Source organism: Actinomadura pelletieri DSM 43383 (assembly GCF_003634705.1).
Classification (GTDB): domain Bacteria; phylum Actinomycetota; class Actinomycetes; order Streptosporangiales; family Streptosporangiaceae; genus Spirillospora; species Spirillospora pelletieri.
The window spans coordinates 260,196-280,562 of sequence record NZ_RBWU01000002.1 but is presented as its reverse complement, the minus strand read 5'-3'; the positions used below and the strand labels follow the sequence as shown (position 1 = coordinate 280,562).

Annotated in this window: 19 protein-coding genes; 5 read left to right on the top strand and 14 right to left on the bottom strand. The window is 71.9% G+C overall.

Annotated features, from left to right (window positions below):
• Positions 1-44 precede the first annotated feature (44 nt).
• Positions 45-818 carry an enoyl-CoA hydratase/isomerase family protein gene (locus BZB76_RS08060; RefSeq protein WP_121433684.1) on the top strand — a complete coding sequence of 258 codons (774 nt, stop codon included), beginning with the start codon at positions 45-47 and terminating at the stop codon, positions 816-818.
• A gap of 32 nt (positions 819-850) precedes the next feature.
• Here BZB76_RS08060 and BZB76_RS08055 read toward each other — a convergent pair whose 3' ends face one another.
• The 4 genes from BZB76_RS08055 to BZB76_RS08045 all read right to left on the bottom strand — a co-directional run bounded on the left by BZB76_RS08055 (position 851) and on the right by BZB76_RS08045 (position 5,944).
• Entirely contained in the window at positions 851-2,260 is a 1,410-nt protein-coding gene (locus BZB76_RS08055; RefSeq protein ID WP_211342899.1) for an MFS transporter, read from the bottom strand.
• The gene (locus tag BZB76_RS08050) at positions 2,257-2,982 is read right to left on the bottom strand and encodes a DUF899 family protein (protein ID WP_121433683.1); all 726 of its coding nucleotides are present in this window, start codon (positions 2,980-2,982) and stop codon (positions 2,257-2,259) included. Before BZB76_RS08050 ends, BZB76_RS08055 begins: the two co-directional genes overlap by 4 nt.
• 135 nt (positions 2,983-3,117) lie before the next feature.
• Complete coding sequence (locus tag BZB76_RS35210) at positions 3,118-3,306, bottom strand: hypothetical protein (protein WP_211342898.1); 189 nt, start codon at positions 3,304-3,306, stop codon at positions 3,118-3,120.
• Between the two features lie 40 nt (positions 3,307-3,346).
• The gene (locus BZB76_RS08045) at positions 3,347-5,944 is read right to left on the bottom strand and encodes a phosphoenolpyruvate carboxylase (RefSeq protein WP_121433682.1); all 2,598 of its coding nucleotides are present in this window, start codon (positions 5,942-5,944) and stop codon (positions 3,347-3,349) included.
• 65 nt (positions 5,945-6,009) lie between these two features.
• On the opposite strand from BZB76_RS08045, the gene BZB76_RS08040 reads away from it, so the two are divergent.
• The 4 genes from BZB76_RS08040 to BZB76_RS08025 all read left to right on the top strand — a co-directional run bounded on the left by BZB76_RS08040 (position 6,010) and on the right by BZB76_RS08025 (position 10,513).
• Positions 6,010-7,602: an acyl-CoA carboxylase subunit beta gene (locus tag BZB76_RS08040; protein WP_121433681.1), complete on the top strand. Its 1,593-nt coding sequence runs from the start codon at positions 6,010-6,012 to the stop codon at positions 7,600-7,602.
• Positions 7,603-7,618: 16 nt separating this feature from the next.
• Positions 7,619-7,879, top strand: a complete 261-nt coding sequence (locus BZB76_RS08035; protein ID WP_121433680.1) for an acyl-CoA carboxylase subunit epsilon — start codon at positions 7,619-7,621, stop codon at positions 7,877-7,879.
• Positions 7,880-7,934: 55 nt separating this feature from the next.
• Positions 7,935-8,996 (top strand): NYN domain-containing protein, encoded by a 1,062-nt coding sequence (locus BZB76_RS08030; protein ID WP_121433679.1) that lies wholly within the window; start codon positions 7,935-7,937, stop codon positions 8,994-8,996.
• Positions 8,997-9,388: 392 nt separating this feature from the next.
• The gene (locus BZB76_RS08025) at positions 9,389-10,513 is read left to right on the top strand and encodes a YncE family protein (protein ID WP_147449368.1); all 1,125 of its coding nucleotides are present in this window, start codon (positions 9,389-9,391) and stop codon (positions 10,511-10,513) included.
• Positions 10,514-10,523: 10 nt separating this feature from the next.
• Here BZB76_RS08025 and BZB76_RS36330 read toward each other — a convergent pair whose 3' ends face one another.
• Genes BZB76_RS36330 through BZB76_RS07975 form a run of 10 tightly spaced genes read right to left on the bottom strand, consistent with a single transcriptional unit; the run spans position 10,524 to position 20,211 of the window.
• A complete protein-coding gene (locus BZB76_RS36330; RefSeq protein ID WP_281273855.1) occupies positions 10,524-13,691 on the bottom strand; it encodes a BTAD domain-containing putative transcriptional regulator in 3,168 nt (1,055 codons plus the stop codon).
• Positions 13,681-14,106, bottom strand: a complete 426-nt coding sequence (locus tag BZB76_RS08015) for a TadE/TadG family type IV pilus assembly protein (protein WP_121433677.1) — start codon at positions 14,104-14,106, stop codon at positions 13,681-13,683. Before BZB76_RS08015 ends, BZB76_RS36330 begins: the two co-directional genes overlap by 11 nt.
• Positions 14,103-14,534 (bottom strand): TadE family protein, encoded by a 432-nt coding sequence (locus tag BZB76_RS08010; protein ID WP_246006819.1) that lies wholly within the window; start codon positions 14,532-14,534, stop codon positions 14,103-14,105. Before BZB76_RS08010 ends, BZB76_RS08015 begins: the two co-directional genes overlap by 4 nt.
• Positions 14,531-14,923, bottom strand: a complete 393-nt coding sequence (locus BZB76_RS08005) for a TadE family protein (protein WP_246006818.1) — start codon at positions 14,921-14,923, stop codon at positions 14,531-14,533. The genes BZB76_RS08010 and BZB76_RS08005 overlap by 4 nt, the downstream gene beginning before the upstream one ends.
• 29 nt (positions 14,924-14,952) lie before the next feature.
• Positions 14,953-15,174, bottom strand: coding sequence for a Flp family type IVb pilin (locus tag BZB76_RS08000; protein ID WP_121433675.1), 222 nt, complete (start codon positions 15,172-15,174; stop codon positions 14,953-14,955).
• A gap of 45 nt (positions 15,175-15,219) precedes the next feature.
• On the bottom strand, positions 15,220-16,137 hold the full coding sequence (locus tag BZB76_RS07995; RefSeq protein WP_121433674.1) for a type II secretion system F family protein: 918 nt from the start codon (positions 16,135-16,137) through the stop codon (positions 15,220-15,222).
• Positions 16,138-16,142: 5 nt separating this feature from the next.
• Positions 16,143-17,084, bottom strand: coding sequence for a type II secretion system F family protein (locus BZB76_RS07990; RefSeq protein WP_121433673.1), 942 nt, complete (start codon positions 17,082-17,084; stop codon positions 16,143-16,145).
• Positions 17,084-18,382, bottom strand: coding sequence for a TadA family conjugal transfer-associated ATPase (locus tag BZB76_RS07985; protein ID WP_121433672.1), 1,299 nt, complete (start codon positions 18,380-18,382; stop codon positions 17,084-17,086). Before BZB76_RS07985 ends, BZB76_RS07990 begins: the two co-directional genes overlap by 1 nt.
• Entirely contained in the window at positions 18,383-19,273 is an 891-nt protein-coding gene (locus BZB76_RS07980) for a hypothetical protein (protein WP_121433671.1), read from the bottom strand.
• Positions 19,274-19,275: 2 nt separating this feature from the next.
• Positions 19,276-20,211, bottom strand: a complete 936-nt coding sequence (locus BZB76_RS07975) for a hypothetical protein (protein ID WP_211342897.1) — start codon at positions 20,209-20,211, stop codon at positions 19,276-19,278.
• Positions 20,212-20,367: the final 156 nt, after the last annotated feature.

Sequence of the window (20,367 nt, the reverse complement as noted above, 5' to 3'; positions counted from 1 at the left end):
TTGACCGCAAATACTCACCTTCGGCTTTAGTACAGTGCCGATTCATGGACGGTGTGAAGTTGCGGGCCGAGGGGCATGTCGCCGAGATCGTGCTGGATCGGGCGGAGGCGCTGAACGCCCTGTCGACGGCGATGGCGCGACGGCTCGCCGCGGTGTGCGCGGATGTGGCGGCGGACGATTCCGTGCGTGCGGTGGTGCTGAGCGCGGCCGGGGAAAAGGCGTTCTGTGTCGGCGCCGACCTCAAGGAACGCAACGCGATGACGGACGCGGAGCTGCTCGCCCAGCGGCCCGTGTTCCGGGCCGCGTTCGGCGGCGTGCTGAACCTGCCGCAGCCGGTGATCGCGGCCGTGCACGGCTTCGCGCTCGGCGGCGGCTGCGAGTTCGCCCTGTCCGCCGACCTGATCGTCGCGGACGAGACGGCGGTGTTCGGGTTGCCGGAGGTGAGCGTCGGGCTCGTCCCGGGCGGCGGCGGGACCCAGCTCGCGCTGCGCCGTCTCGGGCCGGGCAAGGCCGCCGACCTGGTGTTCACCGGCCGCCGCCTCCGGGTCGACGAGGCCGTGGAGTACGGCCTCGCCGACCGGAGGGTGCCCGCGGGAAAGGCCCGCGAGGAGGCCCTGGCACTCGCCGGGGGGATCGCGGGGAACTCGCCGGTCGCCGTCCGGGCCGCCAAGCGCGTCCTGCGGCTCGGCGGCGGCGTCCCCCTGGACGCGGGGCTCGACCTGGAGGAGAACGCCTGGCGCACCGCCGCGCTGTCCGCCGACCGCCGCGAGGGCATCGCCGCCTTCAACGAGAAGCGGCCCCCGCTCTGGCCGTCCTAGAACCGCTCAGAGCCCGGCGGAGCGGGTCTCGTCTAGGAGGGCATGCTCACGATCCTTTCGTTCGCCGTCGGACGCGTGCTGACAGGCGCTTCCGCGTTCCCGTGGCCGTCGTGGTCGCGTGGACGGAGCCCGAACCAGAGCATCGCGACGCTGAGGAGCGTCACCGCCACGATCACGCCGAGCGCGAGATGGATACCGGCCAGTTCCCCGCTCTGGGACGCGGCGACCGCGCCCATCACCGGGATGCCCACGGTCAGGGCCACCTGCTGGGTCATCGAGGCCAGGCCCGTCGCGAGGCCCTGCTGCTCGTCCGGCAGGCCGGACGTCGCGGTCACCGTGAACGCGACGATCGCCCCGACATGCCCGAAGAACCCGATGAACAGCGCCGGTACGAGGACGGCGATCGCCGCCCGGTCGGCCCCCAGGAAGATCAGCGGAACGGTCGCCAGCCCCTGCACGGCGAGGCCCGCCGTCAGGACGCGGCGACCGCCGAGACGGCCGATGACCCGTCCGGCGATCACCCCGGCGGCCACCGACGCCAACCCGGGAATCCCGAAGATCAACCCCGTGGCCAGTGGGGACAGGTCCAGGACCTGCTGGAGGTAGAGGGTCATCAGGAAGATCATCGCGGGCTCCATCGCGAAGATCATGAACCCGCCGTAGTTGCCCCACTTCACCGTGGGCCGCCGCAGGATGTGCACCGGGGCGAGCGGCGCGGGCGAACGCAGCTCGATCATCCAGAACGCGCCCAGCAACAGCACGCCGACGATGGCCGCCGGAACGCTCCGCTCGATGACCGCGTAGATCACGGCCAGCAGGCCACCGGACACGGTGACCGCTCCTGGCAGGTCCAGCCGCGTCCGACCGGGTGCCTTGCTCTCGCCGATCAGCACAGGTGTCGCCAGCAGGATGGCCACGGCGACGGGGACGTTCGCGAAGAACGCCGCCCGCCAGCTCAACAGCCCGACCAGGGTGCCGCCGACCAGCGCGCCGACGGTGAAACCACCGGACAGCAGCGCCCCGTTCAACCCGAGGACACGCTCACGCAGCGCCCCCTCGGCGAACATGGTCGTGATCAGCGACAGCGTCGCGGGAATCGTCATCGCGGTCGCGAAGCCCTGCAACGCCCGCGCGGTCAGCAGCATCTCCGGATTGACGGCGAAGCCGCCGAGCAGCGAGGCCCCGACGAGCAGCACCATCCCGGCGAAGAACAGCCTGCGGCGGCCGAACAGGTCGGCGAGGCGGCCGAACACCAGGGTGAATCCGGCGGCGGGCAGCGCGTAGGCGGACGTGATCCAGGGCAACCCCTTCACGCCCAACCCGACACCGGCACCGACCTCCGGCAGCGCGACGTTCAGGATCGAGAAGTCGACGGACAACATGAACCCCGCGCCGAGCAGGACGAGCAGGACCAACCGATCCCTGGCGCTGAACCGGGTCACGAGCCGGTGCCGAGGTCGTCGGAACGTCCGGCCTCCAGCCGGGGCCACTGCGAGGCGGGACGTCCGTCGATGCGGAAGAAGCCGCCGTCGATCGAGCCGTCGTGCGGCCAGCCCTCGGGCGAGTCCTCCCATTCCTCCTGGCGCCCGTAAACGGTCATGTCCATGAGCGGGTAGGTGTTGTCGAGCGCTTCGACACCGCGGCCGTTCGTCCAGTAGGTCTCGAAGACGCGGTCGCCGTCCCGCAGGTAGCAGACCAGGTGGAACATGCCGACCCGGCGTCCGACGAGGAGCGTCTCGGCGGAGTCCTGGGCGGAGTACCAGGGCATGTCCCAGCCCATGAAGTCGCGGTACCGGACGCTCTCCTCGTACGGGCCCTGGCAGAGGGTCGCATACGTGATACCTGCGGCGTGCAGGTAGGACAGCTCGCGGACCTTCCCGTTGTAGTACGTGCAGCCCTCGCACTGCTCCGCGGCCGGATGGCCCGTGTGCCACATCATGTAATACGCGATCAGCTGGCGGCGTCCCTCGAACGCGTCCAGCAGGGTGACCGGGCCGTCCGCGCCGACCAGCGGCGTGGTGGCGTCGACCTCGACCATCGGCAGCCTCCGCCGGGCCGCCGCGATCGCGTCGCCCGCACGCGTGTGCGCCTTCTCCCGGACCCGAAGCTCGTCCAGCTGGGCCTGGAAGGTCTCACGGTCGGCGATCTCAGGCATGGCGTCCATCGGGTTCTCCCTTCCTCTCGGTGGACTCTCGCCCCACCGACGAAGGGCACCCTCCCCGAATCGACATCACCCGGAAAAAATCTGGAACCAAATGCCCCAAGCCACCCGCCCAGCCAGCAGCAGACGTCCTGAGGGTCAGAGAGTGAGCCCGAGCACGGTGAGCAGGGCGGCGTCCACCGCTCGAAGCTCGTCGAACGTCAAGGCGCCCACACGATCCTCGTGAGCCGTGAGGACTTCCGCCACCTCGCCGAGACCATCAAGGACCTCTAGCGCACAACAGAGAGCCCCCAGCAATCCGGCATCGGGTTCGGGGGTTCTCTGCATTCGCGGCCCGCTAGGCCAGAACCGTTATCCCAACAGACTGTCAGCCGGTGTTTTGGAGGCCGGCGGCTACGCCGTTGACGGAGAGGAGGAGGAGTGCTTCCAGGTGGGTGCGTTCCTCGTCGTTGGTGACGCCCTTGCGGAGGGACTTGAGGGCGCGGAGTTGTAGGTGGGAGAGGGCGTCCACGTAGGGGTTGCGGAGTTCTACGGCTCGGGAGAGGACTCGGCGGTTCTCCAGGAGGCGGTCGTGGTTGGTGACCGCCAGGACCAGGCGGTGGGTGCGGTCGTATTCGGTGAGGACGGTTTCGGTGAGGTCGGGGCGTTCGCCTAGGGCCAGGTAGCGTTCGGCAATTGCGCGGTCTGTTTTGGCCAGGCTCATCTCGGCGTTGTCGAGGAGCGTGTTGAAGAGGGGCCACGCGTCGTAGGCGTCGCGGAGTTCGGTGAGGTCGCGGCCGTCGTCGGAGACGGCGGCGAGGCCGCTGCCGAGGCCGTACCAGCCGGGGAGGTTGACGCGGGTCTGCGTCCAGGCGAACACCCAGGGGATGGCGCGCAGGTCTTCCAGGCCGCGGGCGGCCTTGCGGCGGGCCGGGCGGGAGCCGATGCGGAGTTCGGCGATCTCTTCCAGCGGGCTGACCTGGGCGAACCAGGCGGCGAAGTCGGGGGTCTCGACCAGGGAGCGGAAGGCGGCGCGGGCGGCTTCGCTGATCTTGTCGGCCAGGGGGCGGAAGCGGGCGGCGGCCTCGCGGGCGTGGTCCTGGACGGCGTCGGTCGAGGCGAGCAGGACGGCGCTGGTGACCTGTTCGACATGGCGTTTGGCGATTTCGGCGTGGCCGTAGCGGGCGAAGATGACCTCGCCCTGTTCGGTGACCTTGAAGCGGCCCGCGACGGAGCCGGGGGCCTGGGCGAGGATCGCGCGGTTGGCGGGGCCGCCGCCGCGGCCGAGGGAGCCGCCGCGGCCGTGGAAGAGGGTGAGGGCGATGTCGTGGCGGGCCGCCCACGAGGCGAGGGCCTCCTGGGTGTCGTAGAGGCGGAGGGTGGCGGTGGTGGGGCCCAGTTGTTTCGCCGAGTCGGAGTAGCCGAGCATGACTTCGAGGCGGCGGCCGGTTTCGTTGAGGCGGTTTTGGACGGCTGGGATGCGCAGCATTCCGTCCAGGACGTGGGGGGCGCGTTCGAGGTCTTCGCCTGTTTCGAAGAGGGGGATGACGTCGAGGGTGGGGGCGTTGTCGCCGAGGGAGGCGGCGAGGGTGTGGACGTTGGCGATGTCGTCGGCGGAGCGGGTGAACGACACGATGTAGCGGTGGCAGGCGCGGACGCCGAAGCGCTTCTGGATCCAGGCGACCACGCGGAGGGTTTCGAGGATTTCGGTGGTGGTGTCGGACTGGTCGCTGTCCAGCTCGGCCAGGGCTTTTTCGTGGAGTTCGGAGTGTTGGCGGATTTCCAGTTCTGCCAGGTGGAAGCCGAAGGTTTCGACCTGCCAGATGAGGTGTTGGACGCGTCCGTAGGCCTGGCGGGTCGCGCCGGCTTTGACGAGGGAGTTCTGGACGAGGCGGAGGTCGGTGAGGAGTTCGTCCGGCGTTGTGTAGGCCAGGTCGGCGTCGCGTTCGCGGGTGGCGGCTATTCGGGACGCGGCGTAGAGGAGCAACTGGCGGTGGGGTTCGCCGGGTGAGCGCTTGGCGATCTCGCCGAGGGGGGTGGGGTGGGCGGTGCGGGCGGACGCTATGGCGTTCAGGAGGTCTTGGGATGCGGGGGTGGTGGACTCGTGGACGGTCAACTCGCGGCCGATTCGTGCGCAGGCCGTCTCCAGGGCGCGCAGGACATGGTCCGCCTGGATCATGATCGCGTCACGGGTGACCTGGGCGGTGACATAGGGGTTGCCGTCGCGGTCGCCGCCGATCCAGCTGCCGAACCGCAGGTACGGGCGGGCCTTCGGCGGGTGGTCGCCGTCGCCGCCGAGCGCGCGGTCGAGGGAGCGGTAGATCTGCGGGACCACCCGGAAGATCGTCTCGTCGAACGCGGCCATCGCCGTGCGGACCTCGTCGAGCGGGTCCATCTGGGCGGCGCGGCGCAGGGCCGTCCGCCAGAGGAGGTCGATCTCCTCGCGGAGGCGGCGCTCGATCTCCTCGCGTTCGGTCACACCGGGGGTGAGGTTCAGGTTCGTGAGCAGGTCGCTGATGCGCTGGATCGCGGTGACCACGGCGCGGCGGCGGGCCTCGGTCGGGTGGGCCGTGAAGACGGGACGGAACTCCAGGCCGTCGAGAAAGGCGTCCACGTCGGGGATCTCCTGGACGGCCGCCGCGATCGACCCGGGGACGGTGTCGCCGGTGTCGCGGTCGCGGAGGGTGCGGATGCGGTGGTGCTCCTCCGCCAGGTTCGTCAGGTGGAAGTACACGGTGAACGCGCGGGCGACCTGCTCGGCACGTTCCAGCGTCCAGCCGTCGACGAGGGACGCGACATCGTCGACGGCGGTCTCGCCGCGGCGGGCCGCAATCACGGCGTGCCGGAGGCGTTCGACGTCGTCCAGCAGGTCCTGGCCGCCGTACTCCACCAGGCCGTCGCCGAGCATCGCGCCGAGCAGGCGGACGTCGCGGCGAAGCGGCTCGGGCATGTCCTGCCGGAAGGTGTCACGTGTCTTCGTGGCCATTCGACCCAGCGTAACGAGTCCCCCGAACGCGGCCGTGCGGGCGGCACCCGGTTAACCTGACCGGCATGGCGACGGAAGCCCCTGAACCCCCGGTGGACTACGACGTCCACACCACGGCCGGGAAGATCGCGGATCTGGAGCGGCGCCGGTACGAGGCCGTGCACGCCGGTTCGGCGCGGGCCGTGGAGAAGCAGCACGCCAAGGGGAAGATGACGGCGCGGGAACGGATCGACGCGCTGCTCGACCCAGGGTCGTTCGTCGAATTCGACGAACTGGCACGGCATCGGTCGACGAACTTCGGGATGGAGAAGAACCGCCCTTACGGCGACGGTGTCGTCACCGGGTACGGGACGGTCGACGGGCGTCCCGTCGCGGTTTTCAGCCAGGACTTCACCGTGTCCGGCGGGTCGCTCGGCGAGGTGTTCGGCGAGAAGATCTGCAAGGTCATGGATCACGCGATGACCACGGGCTGCCCGGTGATCGGGATCAACGACTCCGGTGGCGCGCGGATCCAGGAGGGTGTCGTCGCGCTCGGGCTGTACGCGGAGATCTTCAAGCGGAACGTGCACGCGTCCGGGGTGATCCCGCAGATCTCGCTGGTCATGGGGCCGTGCGCGGGCGGCGCCGTGTACTCCCCCGCGATCACCGACTTCGTGGTGATGGTCGATCAGACGTCCCATATGTTCATCACCGGGCCCGATGTGATCAAGACGGTCACCGGCGAAGAGGTCACGATGGAGGAGCTGGGCGGGGCGCACTCGCACAACTCCCGGTCCGGTGTGGCGCACTACCAGGGGTCGGACGAGGACGACGCGATCGAGTACGTCAAGGCGCTGCTGTCGTACCTGCCGTCCAACAACCTGTCGGACGCGCCGGTGTTCGATGTCGCGGTCGACCCGGAGGAATCGGTCGAGGAACTTGACTCGCTCATTCCCGATTCGCCGAACCAGCCGTACGACATGCACACCGCCATCGAGCACGTGCTGGACGACGGCGAGTTCCTGGAGGTGCAGGAACTGTTCGCGCCGAACATCATCGTCGGGTTCGGGCGGGTCGAGGGCCACTCGGTCGGCATCGTCGCGAACCAGCCGATGCAGTTCGCCGGGACGCTCGACATCCACGCGTCCGAGAAGGCCGCCCGGTTCGTCCGGACGTGCGACGCGTTCAACATCCCGGTGCTGACGTTCGTGGACGTCCCCGGCTTCCTGCCCGGCACCGACCAGGAGTGGAACGGCATCATCCGGCGGGGCGCGAAGCTGCTTTACGCGTACGCGGAGGCGACCGTCCCGCTCGTCACCATCATCACGCGGAAGGCGTACGGCGGCGCGTACGACGTCATGGGGTCCAAGCACCTCGGCGCCGACATCAACCTGGCGTGGCCGACCGCGCAGATCGCGGTCATGGGCGCGCAGGGCGCGGTGAACATCCTGTATCGGCGGGAACTCGCCGCCGCCGACGACCCCGACGCCCGCCGCGCCGAGCTGATCACCGAGTACGAGGACACGCTCGCCAACCCGTACATCGCGGCCGAACGCGGCTATGTCGACAACGTGATCAAACCGTCGGAGACGCGCGGGCAGGTCGTGCGGGCCCTGCGGGCGCTGCGGGACAAGCGCCGGACGCTGCCGCCCAAGAAGCACGGGAACATTCCGCTGTGACCGCGACCCTCCCAGGATGTGGAGAGATCTGGTGACCGCATCGGACCAGCCGTTCCTCCAGGTCGTCCGGGGCGACCCGGGCCCGGAGGAAATCGCCGCGCTCGTCGCCGTGCTGACCGCCCGCGCCCGCGCCGCCGCGGCCGCCAGGAACGCGGCGAACCGGGCGTCCCGGCCGTCCCGATGGGCCGATCGGACCCGGCTCGTGCGCGCCACGGGCGCGGACGGACCGCGGCCTCGCGGCCCCGGAGCGTGGCGGGCGAGCGCCCTGCCGCGCTGACGGACAACGGTGGTTCACGCCCAGCGACGGCCCGGCACGAATAAGGTGGAAGGCCATGGCCACCTCGGAGTTCGTCCCACAGCCCGCGCGCTACGCCATTTTCGTCGACGCGGGATACCTCTACGCGGCCTCCGGTGCCCTGCTGCTCAGCTGCGGTTCCAGACGGGAGTACCGGGTCGCCGCCGAGAAGCTGATCAAGGCTTTGACCGATCACGCCGACGAACAACGGCGTGGCGAACTGCTGCGGGTCTACTGGTTCGACGCGGCACCGAAACGGCAGCCGACCGTCGACCAGCGCGTCATCGCGAACCTGCCGCTGGTGAAGCTGCGCCTGGGGAACCTGAACGCGCAGGGCCAGCAGAAGGGTGTGGACGCCCAACTCCGAGCCGACCTCGAGGCCCTCGCCCGGCATCGCGCGATCACCGACGCGGTACTGCTGGCCGGTGACGAGGACATGCTGCCCGCCGTCGAGGCGGCGCAGCGCTACGGGGTCCGCGTGCACCTGTGGGGGGTCGAGCCGACGCACGGTTCGAACCAGGCCGAGTGGCTGGTGTGGGAGTCCGACACGGTCGAGGTGCTGCCCGCCGACTTCCTGCGCCCCTACTTCACCAAGGCGAAACTGCTGCCCGCCCCGGGAACGACCACCGCCGTGCGGGACGCCGCTGCCGCCGCGCAGCGCACGAACCCCGTCCCCTCCCCGTCGCAGGTGTTCGCGGGACGGCCCCCGGCGGTCAAGCCGACGCCCGCGACCGTCCGCGCCGGCGTCCCGGCCCCGAGCGGCGCGACGCCCGCGACGGTGGCCGCGTCGATGAACTCCACCGCCGTGACGGACGGCAAGCTCGCCGAGGGCAAGCTCGGCCCCGAACGCGACCACATGCTGGAGATCGGCGAACATGTCGCCCAGAAGTGGATCTTCGAGCGGGGGCGGGACAACATCCGTGACCTGCTCCCCGGCCCGATCCTGCCGCCGGTCATCGACAAGGAGCTGCTGATCGAGGCCGAGAAGGAACTCGGTTCCTCGCTGCGGCCCTACCAGGAGGCCCGTACCTGGCTGCGGGACGGCTTCTGGGAGCGCGTCTACCGCGAGTTCGGCATCGGCATCGGCAAGTCCGACTAGTTTATTGCAGGCCAGGCCCACTTCGCTCGCCTGGCGGCTCGCTACGTGACCTGTCCTGGTGCGAACGCGACATCGCTTCGCGATCTGCCCGGCTCCGCTCGCCTTCGGCATCGCTCCACCGGGCAGGTCACGCGTTCGCGCGCGGGCTGGGGTGGCTGTGTTTATTGCAAGCCCGGGTCACTTCGCTCTTCCGATGGCTCGCTGCGAACCGGGGGCTGGGCGAACGCGGTATCGCTTCGCGATCCGCTCGGCTTCGGGGTTGTTGTGCTGGGCGGGTTACGCGTTCGCGTGCGGGGGTGGGGTTGCGTTGACACGAGTTCTGGTCGGTGAAGGTGTGTCACGTTTCGCGATTGTGCGCGTACTCGGTGTCGTCTCCCGGTAAGGTCCCCGCCGTGACAGGGGAGGGACGGAGAGCGCGGGCCGCCGCGTTTCGGTTCGCTGCTGCCCTTGCGCTGACCAGCGGTGTGCTCGTCGGCTGCGAGTCGCCCGTCCCGTTCTATCGGCCCGGTGAGGGCTCCCCGGACGGCCCTGCGATCGGGCTCGGTGGGCCGGCGCCGTATCTGCCGCCGCGTCCGGTCCGTGAATCGCCCGGCGTCTCCGTGCCTGTGCCTGTACCGGACGGGCGGGTGGAGGTGCCACGGCTGTACGTCGCGCATGGCCGGGTCATCGACGTCCTCGACCCCGGCACGCTTCAGACCGTGGACCGTATCCGCGTCGGGGTGGCGGCTCGGATCGTGCCGTCCCCGGACCCGCGGCGGCTGTGGGTCGCCGACCGGGCGCACGGTGTCCTCGTTCCGGTCGGGGTGGACGGTGGTGAACGGGGCCGTCCGGTTCGGGTGAAGGGCGCCGCCGCGTTGTACTTCACGCCGGATGGGCGGGATGCGCTGGTCCTGACCCGTCGGCCGCGTCGTCTCGGCGTCCGCGATCCGGTGACCATGCGGGCTAAGGCGTCGGTGCCGTTGCCGTGCGCGGCGGGGCATGCCGACTTCACCGACGACGGGTCGGCGGTGGTCGCGACGTGCGCGTCCGCGGGCACGCTCGTCCACGTGGATCTCGCCGGACGCCGCGTCGCCGGGACGATCCGGCTGCCGCGCGGGGCCCGGCCCGGTGACGTGCGGCTGGCGCCGGGTGGGGCGGTGTTTTATGTCGCCGATCCGGCTGCGGGGGGCTTGTGGGTCGTGGACGCACGGCGGTTCGTGCCGTTGGGGTTCGTTTCGACCGGGCCGGGTGCGCGGAGCCTGGTCGTCGGTGGGGGCGAGCGCCGGGTGTTCGTCGTGGGTGGTGATGTCCTCGCCGTTGTCGATGTCGTGACCGGGCGGGTGGAGTCCCGGTGGCCGCTGCCGGGGCGCGGGCCCGCGACGCCGGGCGGGCTGTCGCCGGACGGGTCGGCGCTGTGGCTCGCCGACCCCGGCGGGCTCGTCTACGCCGTGTCGACCCGGACGGGAACCGTGCTGCGGAAGGTCGATGTCGGGGGCCGTCCGGTGGCGTTGCGCGTGCACCCGCGGCCGGGCGGGTGACGGGCGCTGCTCAACGCGATCTGACGCCGCCCCAGTCCGGCAGCAGTTCCTCCACCAGCGCCTCCGTTTGGGGTTGGAGCCGGTCGAACAGCGGGTCCCGGGCGATGCGGCCGCGCATCTCGTCCACGATCACCCGGACCTGCGCGACGTCGCCGGTGGCGTGGGTGGCGCGCAGCAGGTCCCGCCACAGGCCCTCGTCGTCCGGGGCGAGCCGCAGCCCGGCACGTGCCGCGCTCACCGCGCCGCGCGCGTCACCCTCGTCCAGCCGCAGCAGGACCAGCCGGTGCGCGACGTCGATGACCCGCGCGGACGCCTCGTACTCCAGCACATGGTCGGCGAGCCACGTGTACCGGCCGCGCGGACGGCCCGCGAGGAGCGGCCCCCGGACGAGGTCCAGCGCGTACGACATGTAGGCGGTCTCGGACGCGGGTTCGGCCGCCGACCGCCACACCAGCCAGCGGAACACGTCGAGGTCGACCCGCACCTCCGAGCCGAGCCTGATCCGGCCGCGCTCGTCGTAGTACAGGTTCGGGCGGCCCCGCGCGTCCCGGCCGAGCCAGTCCGACACGCGCGCCACACACGCGTCGCGGACGCCCGCGGGGACCCCGCGCGGCCAGATCGCGCCGGACAGCACCGTCGGGTGGACGCCCTCCGGGTGCGCCGCCAGATACACCAGCAGTTCGGTGCAGAGGTCGCGGCGGTCCTCGTCCATCGGGCCGGGCGCGTCCACCTCGATCGGGCCGAGCAGGCGGATGTCGACCGACGACTGCTGCGAGGTCGGCGGCTCCGCGCCACCGGCGAGGCCGGGAAGCTGGACGGCATCGTTGCGGTTCGCCGTCCTGAACAGGTCGAACACGTTGCGGTAGGCGTCGTCCTCGACGAGTTGCGCGTCGACCTCGAAGCCGAGGACGCCGGCCTGGAGGCGTCCGGCGGCATCGACGTCCCAGGTCCAGGTGGCGCCCTGCACGTCACCGGCGACGAGGTAGCCCGCGGCCATCCGGGTGCCGGTGCGGGCGAGCGCGACGAGCCGGTCCGCGTCCTCCTCCGACGGCTGGTCCGCCATGATCAGGTAGTGCGGCATCCACGCCTCGCCGAACACACCGCGACACCTTCCGGTGAGGACCGAGTCGACCCCGGACGCGGCGAGCGCCTGCCGCACCTCCTCGCTGCGTCCCTCCAGCTCGGGCAGCGCGTCCGCGAGCGTCGCGACGGACCGGACCCGGTCCGGGGCGATCTCCCGCAGCCCCTCGCCGAGCCCACCGTCGAACCCGACGAGCGTGATCCGCATGTGGTCGGACCAACGGTTGGTGGCCAGCTCGATCGCGATCGCCGACAGCGCCGCGCGGCGGACGTCGTCGGGGCCGCGCAGCGCGATCAGCCCGTGCGCGGCCTCCAGGTCGACGAGGATGCGACCGTTGTCGTTCGTGCCGATCGAGACCAGGCCCGGATAGGGCGCGAGGACGTCACCGAGGTCGGACGACTCGAGTCCGGCGAGGGCGTCACCGGACAGACGCCACACCTGCCCGTCGTCGAACGCCTGCCACGGCGCGGGCGGGTTCCGGTCGGCGGGCGCGATCCACAGGTCGAGGCTCTGCGCGCCGGCGATGTGCACGCCGTACACGGTCGGCAGCGGACGGCCGCCCGCCGCCATCGACTTCGACAGATGCCGCAGCCCGAGGTCGAGCAGCCGCGCCGCGTCGTCGTCGGCGCCGAGCCGCAGCGCCCGTTCCGCCAGGGCCGCCCCGCCCTCCGGCCGGGCGATCATGGTGCCGGGTTCGCGGTTCCACATCTGGGCGCGGCGGCGCCGACCGAGGACGACGAGCAGCCCGGAGCCGATCAGCGCACCGGCCGCGAGCCCGTGCGGCCAGCCGATGTCGAGCCGGTCGGTGTCCTCCTGCGACGCCGAAGGCTGCGTGTCGGGCAACTGCGACACCGGAGTCTGCGACGCGGGGGGCTTGGACGCGGGGGGCTTGGCGGCCGGCGCCTTCGAAGCCGGGGCCTTCGAAGCCGGGGGCTTGGCGGCGGCGGGCGGCTGCGACGTCGCCGGAGCTTCGGAGGTGGGCGGCGGTGTGGCGGGCTTCTGGGTGGTGGGCGGTGGGGCGGGCTGCTGCGGCTTGGGGGTCGGCGGCGCCGACTCGCGCGGCGGCTCCGGCTGCGCGGGCCGCTCCGGCTGCTGCGGCTGTTGCGGCTTCTCGGGCTTGGCGGGCTTGGCGGGCTTGGCGGGTTTGTCCGGGACGGCGTGACCGTGCCGGAAGTAGTCCTGGAGGTCCTTGGTCGGAATGACCTTCGCGCCCTTGGCGTCCGCGGGCATCTCCAGAATCCAGCCCGGTCGGATCAGGCTGGCGATGGTGAGCCGTGAACCGTCCGGCTGGACGTGGTCGTTGTTGAGCTTGAAGATTTCCTTGTAGCGGCGCCCGTCCCCCAGGCACTTCTCGGCGATCTCCCACAGGCTCTCGTGGTGGCGTCCCTCCGGCGGCTGCACCCGGTAGATCTTGGTGGTGGCCGACTCGTCCACCGGGTTCTGCGCGGCGACCTGCTCGGTGCGGCCCGCCATGGCCTGGCTCTGCGGCGCGGCGGCCGGGGGCTGCTGAAGCTCCTCCGCGTGCGCCACCGAACGCGTCAGGCCGCCGACCCCCGACAGCGCCGGGACCATCACGGACGTGGCGCTGAACAGCAGCAGCGCGGCCACGACGAGCCGGTGCACCAGCGACTGCGCGCCGCCCGCCAGCGGGACCCGCGCGGGGACGCCGACGCCGCGGATCCCCGCGTACAACTCGACGACCACGCAGACCGCGAGCTGGATCCAGGCGAGCCACACCAGCGCGGCCAGGATGTCGATGAGCGCGCCGGGCCCCACCCGGCCCGTCAGGTCGGACGTGGACGGCATCTGGTCGGGCAACGGCGACCCGAACATGACCAGCAACGCGATCGGGACGCCCACCACCAGCGCCGTCAGCGCGATGATCGAGCCGATCCCGGCCAGCACGTCGCCCGCGCTGCGTCCGACCTTGACCGGTGTCCTGCGATGGGACGGCCCCCCACGCCCGCCGGAGGTGCCCGGATTTCTCTGCCCGTGCCGCGTCACCATAGCGCCCCTGCCGTTCGCCGGTCCCTGCCTGCACCACGCGTGGACGTCGCCCTCATCGTAGGACGGTTCGCTCTCCGGCTCACGGCCCATCGCCTCCCGTGACGGGACGCGCGGTCGCGCCGGACGTCAACCGGAACTCCCCGAGCCCGGGAATGATCCCGAGCAACTGCGGCCGGACGGTGATCTGGACGGTCACGACCACCTCCTGCTCGTCGGCGTCGCACCGCGACGCGGTGACCTGGTCGCGGTAGGCGGTGAGCATGTCGCACGCGGCGGCGCGGGCCCGGCCCGGGTCGAGGACGGGTTCGCCGGTCCGCCGGAGCGCGTCGGTGTCGATCTGGTCGGCGCCCGCGCGGGCGGCCTGCTCGGCCATGTCCGCGGCGCGCTGCCGCGCGTGGATGGCGAGGCCGCCGTCCACCAGCAGCCCCGCCAGAAGCAGGACGATCGGCGTGAACAACACCGTGTACAGGGCGATCGTGCCCCGGTCCCGCTCGCGATCGGTCATGGTTCGTCTCCGGCGTCGGTGCCGCGGAACGTGAACGTGTCGATGGGCGCGACCGCCTCGCCGCGCAGGCGTTTCGTCCCGGGAAGCCCGATGAACGACAGGTCGCCGAGGTCCACATCGCAGGTGATCGTCACACCGACCCGGCCGCCGGGCCGCCAGTCGGACACGTCGGTCTGGACGCTCGGCCCGCCCGCGCACCAGGAGGTGTTCCGCAGGCCGGACGCGGCGGTGTCGGCGGCGAGGTTCCGGGCGGACGCGGCGCTGCGGGCGATGGACGCGGCGCGCACCGCGTCCCGGGCGGCGCCGTCCATCTGGCTCTGCGCGTCCACCATCCGCCCGACCGCCGCGAGGAACAGTAAGAACACCACGAAGATGGGGGTGACCAGCACCATCTCCAGGGACATCGAGCCGCGGTCGGGAAGTCTCATGGGCCCGCTCCCCGCTGGCACGAGGTGCCGTCGCCGACGTCCGGGCGGAAGCACTCGATCGGCCCCTGCGAGCGTTGCGAGACGTGGAACCGCATGAACGGGATGACGGACACCGCGTATCCGCTGACCTCGACCCAGCGTTCGTCGGCGGCCTCGCCGGTGCGGACCTGGAGGCCGTCCAGCAGTTCGGGGCCGATGGCGCGGGCATCGTCGCGGGCCTTCACGGCCGCCGCGTCCTCCCAGCCGCCGCCGACGGGCGAGGTCCGCGCGACACGGGCGCCCGACTGCGCCGCCGCGAGCGCGACATGGCGGGCGTGGAACACCATGGCGAACTGCACGACGATGAACATCAGCAGGATCAGGACGGGGGTGAGCAGCGCCCACTCCATCGACGACACCCCGGCGTCGGAGCGGGGCCTCAGCCGGTGTTGATGTTGTTGGCCTTCTCCGTGACCTTCCGGGTGATGATCGCGCCGATGGTGATCGCGAGCAGCGCCAGGATCGCGGTGATGATCGCCCATTCGATCGCGGACGCGCCCCGGTCGCGTTCCTCGTCGGAGCGCAGCCGGGCGAGCCGCGTGCCGAGCACGGCGCGCAGATAGGCGACGGTGGGATCGTTGAACGGGTTGTGCTGACTCATCGTGGCACCTCCAGTGGGCCGGTTCTGTGGTGTCGGGGGTGGGTTTCATGAGGCGAGCACCCGCATCAGGGCCGGGTAGGCAAGGAAGATCAGGAATCCGGCGCACAGGAACAGTTGCGCGACGAGCATCGACTGGGAGCGCTCCCCCGCCTTTCCCTCCAGTTCCGACAGCTCGCGGCTGCGCATGGACGCGGCGCGTGCCGCGAGGGACTTGCGGATCTGCGCGCCGTCGTCCTGGACGAGGGCGAGCGCGCCGGCGAGGTCGCGCAGTTCGGTGATGTCGAGTTCCTCGCCGAGCCGGCCGAGGGACTGCCATGGCGTCTGACCGGTGATGCGGGCGTTGGACAGGGCGTCCCGGATGCGGTGCATCGCCCAGCCCTCGCCGACGTTCGAGGCGGTCATCAGCGCCTCGGGGACGCCGCGTCCTCCCGCGAGGTTCATGGAGACGAGGTCGAGGAAAGCGCCGACGACGTGCCGGAAGTCCTGCCGGCGGGCCTGCGCCTCCTGCCGGAGCTGCATGTCGGGGAAGAAGAAGACGATCGCGGCGAACAGCACGCAGATCCAGACCGGGACCGCGACGGACGAGCCGAGCCCGAGCAGCGTGAAGTACGCGACGATCAGCGGGATGAACAGCAGGGCGAAGGCGGGCAGCAGGAACTTCGTCGCGAGGAACGCCTCCAGCGACCGTTCGGTGATGGCGAGGTCGGCGCGGACCGAACGCAGCCGCCAGCCCCGCGACTCGTAGAACCGCGCCAGTTCCTTTCCGAGCCTGGCGCGGACGCCGCCGACCTTCTCCAGTGTCGGGGACAGCCGTCCGGCCCGCTGTTCCTCCAGGTCGCGGCGGCGGGTGGCGTCGAGCGCGGCCATCCGGGCGGCGAGGCCGGGACGCTGCGGGAACAGCGCCCGGACGAGCAGGTACAGGCCGAGGCCGCTGACCGAGCCCGCGAGCAGCGCGGCGTTCATACCGTTCACGGCGCGCCACCGCCTCCCTGCCAGCCCGCGACGGTGCTCGGCACCTCGTCCGGCACGCCCGGTTCGGCCGGTTTGCGGGGCTCGCTGAGGAAACGGCCCGGCAGTTCGTACTTCGACAGGCGCCGCAGCCACAGGAACGCCGCGCCGTACAGGGCGACGACGACGCACAGGACGAGCTGCCCGAGGAAGTCGTCGTACGGTTCGACGTAGGAGTGGTTGAACACGGCGAGGGCCAGGGCCGTCCCGACGGAGACGGCGACGACGATCCGGACGCTGCGCCGCGTGGACCGCCGGTCGGCCTCCACCCGGCGTCGCATGTCCAGCTCGGCGCGGGCGGAGGTGGCGAGCGCGCCCAGCATGTCGCGCAGGCCGGGGCCGCGGAGCCTGGCGTTGAGGATCAGCGCGGCGATCACCAGGTCGGCGGACGGGTCGTCCAGGTCGTCGGCGAACCGGCGCAGCGCCTCCGGCATCGGGACGCGGGTGTGCAGCCGGTCGACGAGGTTGCGGAGCGGCTGCTGGAGGGCGGGCGCGGCGGCGCGTTGCGAGGCGGGGATGGCCTGTTCGAGGCCGACGGCCCCGGCGATGGTGTCGCGGAGCGACTCCGTCCACGCGGCGAGGCCCTCCAGGCGTGCCATGCCGCGGCGTTCCTCGGACGCGCCGCCCGCCAGGCCGTTCCAGGCGAGGACGAGCGCGCCGGTGCCCACGGCGGCGATCGGCCACTGCGTCACGACCAGGACGGCCATTCCGGCGACGACGGCGACGGCCGTGCGGGTCGTCAAGGTCCGGACGAGGTCTTCGCGGCGGCGTCCGCGCGGGAGCCGCCGCCCGCCGGGCATGGTTCCGACCGGCAGCCCGCGCAGCGCGGCGACGAGCAGGATCAGCCCGGCGCCCGCCACGGCGCCCGCGACGATGGCGAGCAGGACGTCCGGCGTGTACATCACCAGCCTCCGGCGGACGGGTCGTATCCGTACTCGGCGAGTTCCGCGACGCACTGGATCGGGGCGGCCGGGACGACCTGGCCGCCGTTCCCCAGCGCGAACACCTCCGACGACAGGACCCGCCCGTCCACGCCCGTGACCTCCCGGACGCTCGACACGAAGCGGCGCAGCCGCCCGCCGGAGGCGTAGTCGTTGCGCTTCTCGATGAACACGACGAAGTCGATCGCGCCCGCGATCAGCATGTGCGTCGCCTCGACGGGCAGCCGCTCCTCCGACTGGATCGCGTACGTGGCGATGCGGTTGAAGACCTCCACCGACGAGTTCGCGTGGATCGTCGACAGCGACCCGTCGTTGCCCTGCGTCATCGCGTTCAGCATCGTCACGATCTCGTCGCCGAGCACCTCGCCGACGATCACGCGGGACGGGTTCATGCGCAGCGACCGGCGCACCAGCTCCGCCATCGAGATCGCGCCCTGCCCCTCGGGGTTCGGCAGCCGCTGCTCGAACGCGACACAGTTCGGGTGCAGCTCGGGGAAGGCGTCCAGGCCGAGTTCGAGGGCGCGTTCGACGGTGATGAGTCGCTCGTTCGGCGGGATCTCGTTGGCGACGGCGCGCAGCAGCGTCGTCTTCCCCGCGTTGGTCGCCCCCGCGATCATGATGTTCTTGCGGGCGTGGACGGCGGCGCGGAAGAAGTGCGCGAGCTCCTGCGGGAACGTGCCGTTGCCGACCAGGTCGGCGAGGAACACCTTGCCGAGCCGGGCGCGGCGGATCGACAGCGCGGGACGGACCGTCACGTCCATCACCGCCGACAGCCGGGAGCCGTCCGGCAGGCGCAGGTCGAGCTGCGGGTTCGCGGTGTCGAACGGGCGCGACGACAGCCCGCTGTACGCGGCGAGGATCTGGATCAGCTCGACCAGTTCCTCGTCGCTCTCGGCGACCGGCTCGCCCATGACCTCGCGCCCGTCGGCGTAGCCGATGAACACGCGGTCGCAGCCGTTGACGTCGATGTTCTCGATCTCCGGGTCCTCCAGCAGCGGCTGGAGCCGGCCCACGCCGAACAGCGCCGCGTGCACCCCGGCGGCGAGCGCCTCCTCCTCTTCGGCGTTGGGCGGACGCCTCCCGGAGGTGATCTCGCCGCGTGCGAACTCCTCCAGAACCTGGCCGATGAGCGCGCGGGCGAACTGCCGCTCGTCCTCGCCGGTCATCGACGGCAGGCCGTTGGCGGCATCGAGGCGGCGTTGCTGCGCCAGCCGGTCGCCGACCTCCTGACGGAGCCGTTTGACGAGCCCGTGGTCCATCTATCGCCTCCCCTGCACGGCCGGGGCCTGCGCGGACGTCGCGGACGGTCCGGACGGTGACGGCGGGGGCGGTGGCGGTGCGCCGGCGGAGGGGAGGCGTCCGACGAGGTCGCCCGCGACCTCGCGGGCGGAGCGGATCAGCAGTGAGCGGTCCAGCCGCCCGCCCCAGTGGCCCGACAGCAGCGCGGCGCCCTTCGGGTCGAGGGCCAGGCCGCCGAGGACGGTCACGTCCGGTGCCGGATGCCCTGCCGCGGCGTCCTGGTCCTGACGGCGGCGGGCCCCGGCCAGGATGCGGGCGACCTCGGCGATCGAGGCGCGGAAGTCGCGCGGGTCGGCGAGGACGAGCACCCCGACGGGCGGGCCGCCGCCCAGGTCGGAGGACAGCGCCGCGACGCGTTCGCGCAGGTGCGCGACCTGTTCCAAAGTGGCGCGGGTGAGCAGGACGACCAGGTCGGCCTCCCGCATCAGGTCGTTCAGCGGCGAGTCCGCGCCGAGCCGCCCACAGTCGGCGATCACGTCGACGGGCGCGAGCCCGGCGAACGCGCGGCCGAGCGGACGCCACAGCCAGGTCATCGCCTGCGCCTGCTCGGCGTTGGTGATCCCGACGAGCACGTCGAGCCCGCCGACGAGCCGCTGGCAGTGTTCGGCGATCTGGTCGGGACGCAGGCCGCGGCGGGCGGTGGCGGCGAGGCTGAGCAGGCCGCGGGACGGGTTGAGCACGCCGCCCGCCGCGTCGTCCCCGGACTCGGCCGGGAGCCGGTACACGAGGTCGCCGCCCGCCTGGTCGCACTCCGCGACCAGCACGGGACGCGGCCACACGGCGCCGAGCGCGACGGCCGCGGTCGTGACGCCCGGTGCCCCCTTGTCGGCCGCGAGCGCGATGAGTGCCACGGTCAGTTACCGCCTGTGCCTGGACCCGGTGCACCGCTCCTACCTGGAACGGGCACGGTGCCGTCGGGGTTGCGCGTCGCGCCGGGGCCGGGCGTCTGCCCGCCCGGGCCGGGGGGCCTGGCGGGGTCGGGCTCGGCGGGTTCGGGTTCGACGGCCTTGGCGGGCGGTGGGACGGCCACGTTCGCCCCGGGCGGGACCAGCGCGACCGCGAGCGTCCCGGCGGAGGCCGCCTGCGTCACCAGCGGCGCGTCCGCCGGGGGGACGGCGACGTCCACGCTGGTCTGCTCGGACCGCAGCCGGGGGCCGCCGAGACCGCCGCGCCCGCCGTCGTCGGCGCCCATACCGATCACGATCGCGTCGCGGGAGAGCACGGTTCCGGGACGCGGCCCGCCGTTCGTGCCGCCGCCGACCGCGTAGAGCAGGACGTGTCTGCCGATGTCGAGGCCGTCGGAGGGGAACTGTCCCGGTTTCAGCGCCAGCCCGACGATGAGACGTCCGCTGGACGGCGCGTCCAGCGGGCTGATCATGCCGTTGGTCAGCAGCGCGCCCTTGACGAGCGGGACGGCCGCGGTGTGCCGGGGCACCCTCCCCCGCTCCGACCAGTTGAGGAACTCGATTCCGGTGTCGCCGATCTGGACCTCTTCGAGAGCGCTCGCCGGGATCGGCTGCCCGGCCGCGACCGGTTGCGCGATCCGGATCGCCGACACCCGCTCGCCGCTCGCCATCACCAGGTACGCGCTGGCGAGGGCGCCGCCGAGGATCAGCAGCACCGCGAGCGCCGCGAGCGCCGGTTTGCGTTCGCGCGGGGAGGTGGGGAGCCGCTGCCCTCCCGAGGTGCCGAGCCCCGAACGGCCGAGCCCCGCCGAACCGCCGGACGAGACCGCCGCACCACCGCCGCCGGAGATGGTCGACTGGTTGGACTTCATCGCGCTGCCCACGCGCTCCTTCCCGCCCTCCCGCGGACCTCGTTCCCGGGGGTCCGCGCATCACCGAGCGTTCCATGCTTGCGGGGGCGGCAAGGTCACGTCAATGGATTCGGTGGAGTGAAGCGGCCATTATCCGGACCTGGCGCGATGACCTGCATATTCGTTGAT